Here is a 12,005-nt window from a genome sequence, read left to right as displayed (position 1 = left end):
TCTGGCTTGGCGTCGAAAATTCGAGATGGTCAACGGCCCGATGCGTCAGCATCCTGGGCCGTTGGTATGAGGTCCCGCCCCGCGCCGCTCAGGCGGCCCGGGTGAGGCGGTCGATCTCGCCCAGCGCCCGGTCGCGGCCGGCGCGCACCTCGGCCAGCAGCGGCTCGACGCCGCCGACGCGGCAGGCGAGTTCGAGCCGCTTGCACAGGCCCGACAGTTCGGCGAAGCCCAGGGTCCCGGCGGTGGCGATGAGGACATGCGCGTCCCGCGCGAGGCCCTCCGGATTGCCCTGCGCGAGGTTGGCGTCGCTCAGCCGCTCGTGGATCTCGCGGCGGAGCTCGTCGAGGAAGTAGCCGAGCCGATCTTCGCCGAGCAGCCCGACCACGTCGTCGTACACGGTGCGGTCCACCGCGTCGTGCAGCGCTCCGTCGCCGCGGCCGATCCAGCGCTCGATCAGCGCGTGCAGCTCCTCCCGCCGGAAGGGCTTGCCGAGATGGTCGTTCATGCCGGCGGCGCGGAACTCGCTCACCTGCGTGGGCAGGACGTTCGCCGTCATGGCGATGATCGGGATGCGGGACACCGGCGGGCTCAGGGCTCGGATGTGGCGGGTCGCCGTGACCCCGTCCATCCCGGGCATCTGCACGTCCATGAGGACGAGGTCGTAGGACGCGGCCTGGACGGCCGCGATCGCCTCCAGGCCGTCGTTGGCCACGTCGACGCTGTGGCCCGCCTTCTCCAGCACCGCCCGCGCGAGGTCCTGGTTCACGACGAGATCCTCGACGAGGAGGATCCGCGCCGGCCGCATCGCCGTCAGGGGCGTCGCCGCCGCGGCGGGCGGAGCCTCGCGCGCCTCGGGCAGCACCACCTCGAACCAGAAGGTGGAACCCTCGCCCGGGCTGCTGCGCACGCCCACGGTGCCGCCCATGAGCTCGACCAGGGTCTTGGAGATGGCGAGGCCGAGCCCGGTGCCGCCGAATTCGCGCCGGATCGAGCCGTCCACCTGGCTGAAGCGCTTGAAGAGCCGCGCCTGCTGCTCGGGAGCGATGCCGATCCCCGTATCGGTCACCGAGACGCGGATCGGCCAGCCGGAGACCGCCTCGCCGGCCCTCTCCACCGTCAGCACGACGCGGCCGCGCCGCGTGAACTTGAGGGCGTTGTTCAGGAAGTTGAGGAGGATCTGCCGCAGGCGGTTCTGGTCGCCGATCAGGGTGCGGGGCAGGGCGGGATCGAGATCGACCCGGATCTGGAGGCCCTTGCGGTCGGCGAGCTGCCGCACGATCGCCACCGCGTTCTCGATCAAGCCGTCCAGGGCGAAGGGCACGAGGTCGAGATCGACCTGTCCCGCCTCGATCTTCGAGAAGTCCAGGATGTCGTCGACGACCGTGAGCAGCGCCGCGCCGGCCGAGCGGATCCGCGACGCCTGGAGCCTGTGGCGGCCGGTCAGATCCGCGTCGTCGAGGAGCATCTCGGTGTAGCCGATCACGCTGCTGAGCGGGGTGCGGATCTCGTGGCTCATGGAGGCGAGGAAGTCGGTCTTCGCCTGACTCGCCTGCTCGGCCTGGATCCTTGCCGCCTCCGCCTGCTCGCGGGCGGCCGCCAGTTCGGCGTCGACGGCCTTGCGGGAGGTGACGTCCCGGGCGACGTCGACGAAGCCCAGGGGCACCGAGGACGCCTCGTCGTAGAGGACGGTCGGGTTGACTTCGAGCCAGACATCGTGCCCCGCACGATGGCGCACCCGGTACTCGAACTTGGCGCGTGCCCCCGGCCCCGCCGCCACCAGGGCGCCGTAGCGGCGCACCACCATCGGCCGGTCGTCCGGGTGGACATGGGCGAGGGCCGAGCCGCCGAGGAGGTGATCCGCCGAGTGGCCGATCACGCGCTCGACCGCGGGGGACAGGTAGCGGAGCCGGCCGTTGAGATCGGCCCGCGCGATGATGTCGCCGGTCCGCTCCGCCAGCAGCCGGTGGCGGGCCTCGCTCTCCCGCAGGGCGTCGTCCGCGGCGCGGCGGGCGGTGACGTCGCGCGAGGCGATGATCACCGCCTCGTCCGGCGTGCCGGGCTTGGTGAGCAGCAGCGTCGCCTCGACCCACACGTAGTGGCCGGCCTTGTGGCGCAGGCGGTGCTCGCTCGTTCGCCGCGGCGCCTCCGGCGTCAGCGCCGCCACCGCCCGCCGCAGCGGCGCGACGTCGTCGGGATGGAGGCGCTGATGGGAGGAGAGCTGCGCGAATTCCTCGGGCTCCCACCCGACCACGGCGCGCGAGGAGGGCGACACGTAGACCCGGCCGCCGCCGCCGCGGGGGCGCAGCACGATGAGGTCGGTCGCGTTCTCGGCGAGGAGCCGGTAGCGGTCCTCGGCGCTGCGGCGGTCCGTGATGTCCGTGAGCGTCTGGATGAGGCCGCCATCCTCCGTCCGGACGGTGCGGATCTCCAGCACCAGCCCCTCGGCGTTGCGCCGCTCCGAGACCGTGTGGGCCGTGTCCGGATCCTCCTCCGAGAGCTGCAGCGGCGTGTCCGCGACGAGCACCCCCCAGCTGGCGCTGAGGCGCGCCCGCGCCCGCAGATCCCGGTAGCTCGGCCGCGCGGCGATGTAGGCTTCGGAGAGGCCGAGCCACTCGCGGGCGCGGCGGTTGGCGACCTGCACGGTCCGGTCCGGGCCGACCAGGATGACGCCCTGGTCCATGCAGTCGAGGGTCTTTCCGAGCAGCGCGGCCTGGCGCCCGGCGTCCTGAGAGACGTCGTTGCGCGGCTCGGCGGAGCGGTCCGGCGCGCCCCGTCCCGGCCCGCCCCAATGCAGCAGGGCCCTCACCGCCGCCGCCAGGGCGCCGAATCCCGGCCACCGGCGCCCGGCTCCAGCCGGGACGGCCTCGGGAAGGCTGCCGCGCGGACGGCTCACGGGAGAGTACGGCGTCCTCCCCTCGGCCCCGGTGCCGGCCTGCGCCATGTCTGCGTCCAACCTGACCATCCCGGCGCCGCCCAGGCGCCCCCTCCGCCGCGCCAGGCCGGCCGGTGGCGTCCCGTCCGCCACTTGACGCAACGGCGATGCCCCTGTCAATGCGGTCGATTGCGCACGATCGAACGCCCACCGCCGTGCCGAGGCGCCTGCGCTCGGCGGGGCACACCACGATAGCAGCCGGGGCGGGACCGATCAAAACGTCGGGGGCGCGTCCGGTCCGGAGGCCGCGCTCAGCCGGGCGCGGCCTCCCGCAGGGACCGGATCGCCGCGATGATGGCCGACGGGCGGTAGGGTTTTGTGAAGAACAGGCTCCCGGGGGCGAGCCGCGGGGCGGCACCCGAGAAACCGGTCGCGTAGATCACCCGCAAGGCCGGACGCAGCCGCAGCGCCTCCTCGGCGAGGCGCCACCCGTCCATCCCGCCGGGCAGCCTGATGTCGGTGAAGAGGAGGTCGATCCGCGCCGCCCCTCCCAGCACCGCCAGGGCCTCCTCGGCCGTGGAGGCCTGCAGCACGCTCAGGCCCGCATCCTCCAGCTCGGCGGCCACGAGATCGAGAAGCAGAAGCTCGTCCTCGACGACGAGGACGCTCGCGATCCCGCTCGGGTCCATGTCAGGGCCTCTCCTATCCGGCGAGGGGCGATGCTAGCGGCACGGCCCCGGCGAGGAAAGGTGTCTCCACAACCTGCGCGGCGGGTGTTGCACGCGGGAGATACATCTCCACGGTGGTCCCCGCGCCCACCTCGCTTCGCAGGGCGAAGTGGCCGCCCGACTGCTTCACGAAGCCGAAGACCTGGGAGAGGCCGAGGCCCGTCCCCTTGCCCTGCGGCTTGGTCGTGAAGAAGGGCTCCACGGCGCGCTCGGCCACCTCCGGGCTCATGCCGCAGCCCGTATCGGTGAAAGTCAGGCGGACGTAGTCCTCGTCCCGCAGGTGCGGCACCGCCCAGGCCTCCTCGCGCGGCAGGTTGCGCGTGGCGATCACGAAGGTGCCGCCCTCGGCCATGGCGTCGCGCGCATTGACCGCGAGGTTGAGGACGGCGCTCTGGAGCTGATTTCGGTCCACGCTGGTCGGCCACAGGTCTTCGCCGAGATCCTGTACCGCCCGCGCCGTCGGGGCGAGGATCCCGGCGACGAGGTCGGAAACGTCCCGGACGAGTGCGTTCGCGTCGATCGTCTCCGGGATCAGCGGTTGCCGGCGCGCGAAGGCGAGGAGATCGCTCACGAGCCCGGCCGCCCGCTCGCTCGCCTGCATGGCGGCCTGCAAAGGCCGCTCGCCTGCGCTGCGCTCCGGCACGAAGCGCTGCAGCCGCTCCAGATTCCCGACGATGATGCCGAGCAGGTTGTTGAAGTCGTGGGCGAGGCTGCCGGTCAGGCTGCCGATCGCCTCCAGCTTCTGGATCTGCCGGAGCATCGTCTCCGCCTTCTCGCGCTCCGCCACCGCCGCCTGCAGGGCCGCGAGGGCGGCGTCCCGCTCGGCGATCCGCGCGGTCAGCGCGTCGTTGACGGCGCGCAGCTCGGCCGGCGAGGGCAGCGCGAGGGCGCGCGGCAGCAGGGGCCAGAGCGCGGCGGCGGTGGTGACGGAGGCGGCCGCGGTCACGACCTTGACCAGAGCCTCGGCGCCGTAATCCGGGACGAAGAGCGTCCAGATCGACATGAAGTGCGTGGTGCCGCAGGCCAGGATGAACACGGCGAAGCACCAGAACATCCAGCCGAACGCCAGGTCGCGCCGCTGCGTCACGAACGTCGCGAGGGCGACCGGGATCGAGAAGTAGGCGAGTCCGATCGAAAGGTCCGAGACGATGTGGGTCCAGATCAGCTCCGGACGCCAGAGCAGGCAGATCCCGTGGGGCGAAAGGCTCCCCGTCTCGAGCAGCCGGTCGACGAAGTCGAGCATGTCACGTCACCTGAGGTCTGCCGGTCCGTGAGGCGCACGAGGATCGGGCCCGCGCCCGGTCCCCGCATCCGATTCCTTGCGGACGACAGGGCGAATGCTGGCGGAGGAGCTTCCCCGACGTCCGGACCCTGCGTACGCGGAACCTTGTCCGCGGAAGCGCATTGGCCCGCAGCGTCGGGGCCCCGTGGCTCCGGCGGAGCGCGTCGCGGCGGCCCCGCCGGGCGCCTCCCCGTGGGCGGCACCCGGAGCGGCGGCAGGAGGATCGATCGGATGTGCGGAATCTGCGGCGAAATCCGGCTCGACGGCGCGCCGCCCGACGCGGCGGCCGTGGCCGCCATGGCGGCGCCCCTGAGGCCGCGCGGGCCGGATGCCGGGGGCAGCTTCTCCCAGGGGAGCGTCGCGTTCGGTCATCGGCGCCTGAGCATCCTCGATCTCAGCCCGGCCTCGCAGCAGCCGATGGTCGACCCGGTCCTCGGCCTCGCCGTCGTGTTCAACGGCTGCATCTACAACTTCCGCGATCTGCGTCAGGAACTGCGAGACAAGGGTTACGTCTTCTTCTCCGAGGGAGACACCGAGGTGATCCTCAAGGCGTACCATGCCTGGGGGGAACGCTGTGTCGACCGGTTTTACGGGATGTTCGCCTTCGTGCTGTGGGAGCGCGACAGCGGACAGATACTTATCGCCCGTGACCGCCTCGGCATCAAGCCTCTCTACTTCACGGAGAGAAGCGGCCGGCTGCGCTTCGCGTCGAGCCTCCCGGCCCTCCTCGCCGCCGGGGATGTCGACACGGCGATCGATCCGACCGCCCTGCATCACTACATGAGCTTTCATGCCGTGGTGCCGGCGCCCCTCACCATCCTGGGCGGCGTGCGCAAGGTGCCGCCCGCCACGACGATCACCATCGCCCCCGACGGGACGCGGCGGGAGCGGACCTACTGGCAGGCGGCGGTCGGCGAACGGGCCGAGGATGGGGGCCTGTCGGAGGCGGATTGGCGGGACGCGGTGCTCGCCACCCTGCGCAAGGCGGTGGAGCGCCGGCTCGTCGCCGACGTGCCGGTGGGCGTCCTCCTCTCGGGCGGGCTCGACAGCTCGATCGTGGTGGCGCTCCTGGCGGAGGCCGGCCAGCGGGGCCTCAAGACCTTCTCGATCGGCTTCGAGAGTGTCGGGGACGAGGAGGGCGACGAGTTCAAGTACTCGGACATCATCGCCGAGCGCTTCGCCACCGACCATCACCGGATCCGGATCGATTCCTCGCGCGCCCTGCCGGCCCTTCACGGCGCGGTGGCGGCGATGTCCGAGCCGATGGTCAGTCACGACGCGATCGGCTTCTACCTGCTGTCCGAGGAGGTGGCCAAGCACGTGAAGGTGGTCCAGAGCGGGCAGGGGGCCGACGAGATCTTTGGCGGCTACCACTGGTACCCGCCGATGATGGAGTCCCGCGACGCGGTCGCGGATTACGCCCGCGTGTTCTTCGACCGCGACCACGGCGAGATGGCGCAGGCGCTCAATCCCGACCTCCTCGGCGCGGATGCGAGCCGCGCCTTCGTGGCCGCGCATTTCGCCCGTCCCGGGGCGGACCGCCCGATCGACAAGGCGCTGCGGATCGACACGGAGATCATGCTGGTCGACGACCCGGTGAAGCGGGTCGACAACATGACCATGGCCTGGGGCCTCGAGGCGCGGGTGCCGTTCCTCGACCACGACCTCGTCGAACTCGCCGGCCGCGTCCCGGCCGCGCTCAAGATCCGGGACGGCGGCAAGTACATCCTCAAGGAGGCGGGCCGTCTGGTGGTGCCTTCCGCGGTTATCGACCGCCCCAAGGGCTACTTCCCGGTCCCGGCGCTGAAGTATCTGCGCGGCCCGTTCCTCGACCTCGTGCGCGGCGTCCTCAACGCGCCGGCCGCCCGGGAGCGGGGCCTGTTCCGGCGCGACTACGTCGACCGGCTGCTGGCCGAGCCGGAGGCGCACATGACCCCCCTGCGCGGGTCGAAGCTCTGGCAGGTGGCGCTGCTGGAATTCTGGCTCCAGACCCACGCGATCTGACCCATGACCCCACCTCCCGCGCGGCCCGCCCGCCTCGATGCGGCCAAGCCGCCCTTGCCGAACGTCGCCGTGTCCTGCGGCTGGGGTCGGCTGATCTTCGGCCAGACCTTCTCGGACCCGGCCGACCTCGTCGACTGCCTGCTCCAGGAGGAGCCGGGCCACCGCGACGTCGCCTTCTACGTGGCGGAACCGCACGTCGTCCTGGCCCTCGCGCCGACGGATCTGTTCCTCGACCCCTCCCACGCCTATCGGCTCGTCCTCGCGGACCTCGCCGCCGCGGCCGAGCCCCGGCCGGGATTCCGGGTGCGCGCGGTCGAGGGTCCCGGCGACATCGAGGAGATCAACCGGATCTGCCGCGCCCGCCACATGGTGCAACTCGACGCCTCCCTCGCCTGGCCCCCGGGTCCGGACGGGATCCTCACCCACCTCGTGGCGGAGGAGACCGGGACCGGCGCGATCCTGGGGGCGGCGACCGGTATCGACCACGCGGTCGCCTTCCGCGATCCGGAGAACGGTTCGTCCCTGTGGTCGCTGGCGGTCGATCCGCAGACGCCGCATCCGGGGGTCGGCGAGGCGCTGGTGCGGGCGCTCGCGGGCCATTTCCGGGAGCGCGGCCGCGCCCTGATGGACCTCTCGGTCATGCACGACAACGCGCAGGCGATCGCACTCTACGAGAAGCTCGGCTTCACGCGCCTGCCGACCTTCACGATCAAGACCAAGAACTCCTTCAACGAGCGCCTCTATATCGGCCCCTCGCCGGAGGCGGCGCTGAACCCCTACGCGCGGATCATCACCGACGAGGCGCGTCGCCGCGGCATCACGGTCGAGGTGCTGGACGAGCCGACCTCGATGTTCCGCCTGAGCCATGGCGGGCGCAGCTTCGTCTGCCGGGAGAGCCTGTCCTCGGCGACCTCAGCCGCCGCGATGACGATCTGCGACGACAAGGCCCTAACCCGGCGCCTGCTGGCCGGGGCGGGCCTGCGCGTCCCCGATCAGGCCGTCGCGACGGACGAGGCGGCCGCCGCCTTCCTGGACCGGCACGGGGCAGTGGTGGTGAAGCCCGCCCGCGGCGAGCAGGGGCGCGGCATCGCGGTGAACTTGACGACGCCCGAGGAGGTCGCGGCGGCGATCGCGGAGGCGCGCAAGGTCTGCGACACGGTCCTGATCGAGGAATTCGTGGAGGGCAGTGACCTGCGGGTGATCGTGATCGACTTCAAGGTGGTGGCCGCGGCCGTGCGGCGGCCCGCGCAGGTGGTTGGGACGGGCCGCCACACCGTCCGCGCCCTGATCGAGCGCCAGAGCCGCCGGCGGGCGGCGGCGACCGGCGGCGAATCCCGCATCCCGCTCGACGACGAGACGCGGCGCTGCGTCGAGCGCGCCGGACACGCCCTCGACGCCGTGCTGGCGGAGGGGCAGACGCTCGCGGTGCGGCGGACCGCCAACCTCCACACCGGCGGCACCATCCACGACGTCACCGACGAGATCCACCCCGAGATCGTCGCCGCCTGCGTCAAGGCGGCCCGCGTGATCGACATCCCGGTCACCGGGCTCGACCTGATGGTGCCGGACCTGCGCGGACCGCGGCACTGGTTCATCGAGGCCAATGAGCGGCCCGGCCTCGCCAATCACGAACCGCAGCCGACCGCCGAGCGTTTCGTGGACATGCTCTTCCCCCAGACGATCGCCACCGCGCGGACCCGGAGGCCCTGAGCGTGAACAAGCCCGTCTCGACCTCGCCCGCCGCCGTGCGGATCGACATCGACTACATGCTGGACGTCCTGCGGCGCCTGATCGAGATCCCGAGCCCGACCGGCTACACGGACCAGGCGGTGCATTTTTGCGGGGCCGAGCTGGAGCGGCTCGGCGTCCCCTTCGAACTGACCCGACGGGGCGCGATCCGGGCGACGCTGAAGGGCGCCGGCCCCGGCCCGGCCCGGGCGATCGTCGCGCATCTCGACACGCTGGGCGCCATGGTCCGCCAGCTGAAGGAGAACGGGCGCCTCGCCGTCGTGCCGATCGGAACGTGGTCGTCGCGCTTCGCGGAGGGCGCCCGCTGCACGATCTTCACCGACCGGGGCAGCTACAGGGGCACGATCCTGCCGCTCAAGGCCTCGGGCCACACCTACAACGAGGAGGTCGACACCCAGCCGGTCGACTGGACCCATGTCGAGCTGCGGGTCGACGCCTTCGCCTATCGGATGGAGGATCTGCGGCGGCTCGGGTTCAACGTCGGCGACTTCGTGGCGATCGACCCCAACCCCGAGATCTCGCCGCGCGGCTACATCAATTCGCGCCACCTCGACGACAAGGCCGGCGTCGCCGTGATGTTCGCCGCCATGAAGGCGATGGCGGATGCGGGCGCGCGGCCCACCGTCGACACCTACATGCTGTTCACGATCGCCGAGGAGGTCGGGGTGGGCGCCTCCTCGGTGCTGCACGGCGACATCGCCGAGATGGTGACGATCGACAACGGCACCGTGGCGCCGGGCCAGGGCAGCCGCGAATCCGGCGTCACGATCAGCATGGCGGATTCCGCCGGCCCCTTCGACTTCCACCTGACGCGCCGGCTGATCGCGCTGTGCGAGGCGCACGACATCCGCTACGAGCGCGACGTCTTTCGCTTCTACCGCAGCGACAGTGCCTCTGCGCTGGAGGCGGGCAACGACCTGCGCACGGCGCTGATCTGCTTCGGCGTCGATTCCTCGCACGGCTACGAGCGCACCCACGTCAACGCGCTGCGATCGCTCGCCGAACTCTCCTGCCTCTACCTGCAGAGCGAGGTGCTCTTTCGCCGCGACCTCCGGCCGCTCGGCCCCCTCGCCGGCTTCCCGTACCAGGAGAGCGAGACCGCTCCCGAGGACCAGGGGGCGGACGGGACCGGGCGCGGGCATTAGGCACCGCGCGGACGCTCCTCGGGGAGCCGCGACGCTCGCCGGAGCGTCGGCCCTGGCGTAACAGGGCGGGAGTGATCCCTTCCGAGAGCCGTCCCCGTCATGACGCACAGCCCGCCTCCCATCGACGTCGCGGTGATCGGCCTCGGCGCGGTGGGCGCCGCCATTCTCGATCAGCTCGCCGGGCGCGGCCTGCGCGTCGTCGGCCTCGACCGCTTCGCGCCGCCCCACGCGATGGGATCGAGCCACGGCGAGACGCGCATCACCCGGGAGGGCGTCGGGGAGGGGGAGATCTACGCCCCCTTCGTCCGGGAGTCCCACCGCATCTGGCGCGCGCTGGAGGAGGAGACCGGCGAGCGGCTGCTGACGGCCTGCGGCGTCCTGGTGGTGGCCCCGGACGGCGACCGGGCGCTGGCGCATGGCCGCACGGATTTCGTCGGCCGCTCCGCCGCCACCGCCCGCTCCGGCAGCGTCCCGCACGAGGTCCTCGACGCAAGCGGCGCGGCCCGTCTCCTCCCCCATCTGGTCGGGCTCGACGGCAGCGAGCGCGCCTATTACGAGCCGGGCGGCGGCTTCGTCGCGCCCGAGCGCTGCATCGCCGCTCAGCTCGCCCGGGCCGTCGCGCGCGGGGCGGTCCTTCGCCCCGACTGCCCGGCCCTGGCGCTGCGGCCGGGATCCGGCGGCGTGGTGGTCGAGACGCCCGAGGGTCCCCTGCGGGCCGACCGGGCGGTCGTGGCGGCGGGGGCCTGGGCGGGGCCGCTGCTCGGGCCGCCCTTCGATCGGCTGCTGATTGTGAACCGGCAGGTGCTGCACTGGTTCGCCACCGACCCCACCGACCCGATCCCCGAGGACGCGCCGGTCTTCATCTGGATGTCGGAGCGCAGCGGGGCGGATTTCCTCTACGGTTTCCCGCCGATGCCGGGCGAGGCGCGGGTGAAGCTCGGGACCGAGCAGTTCGCGCTGCCGACGCGCGCGGACGCGGTCGCGCGCGACGCGGCGCCCGGCGAGGCCGCCGCCTTCCACGCGCAGCACGTGGCCGGGCGCCTCGCGGGCGTCGCGCCCCGCGCGCTGGCATCCGTGGCCTGCCTCTACACGGTGACGCCGGACCGCGGCTTCCTCATCGACGAGCACCCGGCCTGCGACCGCGTCCTGGTCGTCTCCGCCTGTTCGGGACACGGCTTCAAACACTCCGCCGGCCTCGGCGCGGCGGTCGCGGAGCGCCTCGCGACGGGGCGCAGCGGGATCGATCTCGCGCCGTTCCGCCTCGCCCGCTTCGCGTAACGCGGCACCCGTATCGCGATGCCGGCAATCGAATTGCACGACTGCGCAGTCGTCGGCGCGGTGAAACGGCGATTGCGAGGCCGGACGGTCAAGGATTCTTCACCGATGTGCTGACATCTTCATCGCCCACGCTTCTTTCGGCTGCGACCGTCATGCGATCCACGCTCCGCATCCTCACCGCTACGGGCTTCCTCGCGCTCACGGCGCCGGCCGGCGCGGGGGAACTGGCGATCGTCGGGACCGGGGACGCCATCGACCTGATGCGGGCGCTCGGCACGCGGGCCCACGAGGCGGCCCCGGACCTCGACGTCGTGGTGCCGGCGAGCATCGGCTCGGACGGCGGGATCGCGGCGGTGGGAGCGGGCAAGTCGGCGCTCGCCCGGGTGGCGCGCCGGCTCACGGAGGGCGAGGTGGCGCGCGGGCTCGTGTACACGCCCATCGCCCGCCTGCCCTCGGCCTTCTTCGTGCATCCGGGGACCGGCGTGACGGCGCTCACCGCCGACCAGGTGGCCGCGATCTACGCGGGACGGGTGGCGAACTGGAAGGAGGTCGGCGGCGCGGATCTCCGCATCCGTGTCGTGCGGCGCGAGGATGCCGACAGCACCCTGCGGATCCTGCGGGCGAGCATGCCCGGATGGCGCGACCTCGCCCTGACCGAGCGGTCGAAGACCGCGGTCTCGACCCAGGAGGCGGTGGAAACGGTGCGGTCGGTCGAGGGCGCGATCGGCTTCGGCCCCTACAGCCGCTCCCTGGAGGTCGGGACCCAGGTCCTGGCGGTGGACGGCCGACGCCCCACCGACCCGGGCTACCCGAGCGCCGGGGAACTCGCCCTCGTGCACATGGAGGGCCAGCTGTCGCCGGATGCGGCGCGGTTCATCGCCTTCGCGCGGGAGCCGGCGGCCGGGGAGGTGATCCGCAGCTTCGGGGCGGTCCCGGCACCGCGCTGA

The 12,005-nt window shown here is 72.4% G+C and carries 8 protein-coding genes; 5 read left to right on the top strand and 3 right to left on the bottom strand.

Translation table 11 applies throughout. The features are described from left to right. Positions 1-88: 88 nt before the first annotated feature. The 3 genes from ACW9J6_RS05720 to ACW9J6_RS05710 form a co-directional block, all read right to left on the bottom strand. Positions 89-2,893, bottom strand: coding sequence for a PAS domain S-box protein (locus ACW9J6_RS05720; RefSeq protein WP_457115481.1), 2,805 nt, complete (start codon positions 2,891-2,893; stop codon positions 89-91). Between the two features lie 290 nt (positions 2,894-3,183). Beyond that, on the bottom strand, positions 3,184-3,561 hold the full coding sequence (locus tag ACW9J6_RS05715) for a response regulator (RefSeq protein ID WP_457115480.1): 378 nt from the start codon (positions 3,559-3,561) through the stop codon (positions 3,184-3,186). Positions 3,562-3,574: 13 nt separating this feature from the next. Continuing rightward, a complete protein-coding gene (locus tag ACW9J6_RS05710; protein WP_457115479.1) occupies positions 3,575-4,843 on the bottom strand; it encodes an ATP-binding protein in 1,269 nt (422 codons plus the stop codon). Positions 4,844-5,113: 270 nt separating this feature from the next. Between ACW9J6_RS05710 and ACW9J6_RS05705 the strand changes: the two genes are divergently transcribed. From ACW9J6_RS05705 to ACW9J6_RS05685, 5 genes are all read left to right on the top strand, one after another. After that, the gene (locus tag ACW9J6_RS05705) at positions 5,114-6,886 is read left to right on the top strand and encodes an N-acetylglutaminylglutamine amidotransferase (protein ID WP_457115478.1); all 1,773 of its coding nucleotides are present in this window, start codon (positions 5,114-5,116) and stop codon (positions 6,884-6,886) included. 3 nt (positions 6,887-6,889) lie between these two features. Next, a complete protein-coding gene (gene ngg, locus ACW9J6_RS05700) occupies positions 6,890-8,596 on the top strand; it encodes an N-acetylglutaminylglutamine synthetase (RefSeq protein ID WP_457115477.1) in 1,707 nt (568 codons plus the stop codon). A 56-nt stretch (positions 8,597-8,652) separates the two neighbouring features. Next, the gene (locus tag ACW9J6_RS05695) at positions 8,653-9,780 is read left to right on the top strand and encodes an osmoprotectant NAGGN system M42 family peptidase (protein WP_457115761.1); all 1,128 of its coding nucleotides are present in this window, start codon (positions 8,653-8,655) and stop codon (positions 9,778-9,780) included. A 99-nt stretch (positions 9,781-9,879) separates the two neighbouring features. Next, a complete protein-coding gene (gene solA / locus ACW9J6_RS05690; RefSeq protein ID WP_457115476.1) occupies positions 9,880-11,058 on the top strand; it encodes an N-methyl-L-tryptophan oxidase in 1,179 nt (392 codons plus the stop codon). A gap of 152 nt (positions 11,059-11,210) precedes the next feature. Further along, positions 11,211-12,005: a PstS family phosphate ABC transporter substrate-binding protein gene (locus ACW9J6_RS05685; RefSeq protein WP_457115475.1), complete on the top strand. Its 795-nt coding sequence runs from the start codon at positions 11,211-11,213 to the stop codon at positions 12,003-12,005.

This window comes from Methylobacterium sp. JK268, from assembly GCF_054052225.1.
The sequence above is the reverse complement of the archived record's forward strand: the minus strand, read 5'-3'. Positions and strand labels throughout refer to the sequence as shown.

Coding starts and splice junctions, on each gene's coding strand:
- ACW9J6_RS05715 (WP_457115480.1), bottom strand. CDS start 3,561: ATGGACCCGAGCGGGATCGCGAGCGTCCTCGTCGTCGAGGACGAGCTT.
- ACW9J6_RS05710 (WP_457115479.1), bottom strand. CDS start 4,843: ATGCTCGACTTCGTCGACCGGCTGCTCGAGACGGGGAGCCTTTCGCCC.
- ACW9J6_RS05705 (WP_457115478.1), top strand. CDS start 5,114: ATGTGCGGAATCTGCGGCGAAATCCGGCTCGACGGCGCGCCGCCCGAC.
- ngg (WP_457115477.1), top strand. CDS start 6,890: ATGACCCCACCTCCCGCGCGGCCCGCCCGCCTCGATGCGGCCAAGCCG.
- ACW9J6_RS05695 (WP_457115761.1), top strand. CDS start 8,653: ATGCTGGACGTCCTGCGGCGCCTGATCGAGATCCCGAGCCCGACCGGC.
- solA (WP_457115476.1), top strand. CDS start 9,880: ATGACGCACAGCCCGCCTCCCATCGACGTCGCGGTGATCGGCCTCGGC.
- ACW9J6_RS05685 (WP_457115475.1), top strand. CDS start 11,211: ATGCGATCCACGCTCCGCATCCTCACCGCTACGGGCTTCCTCGCGCTC.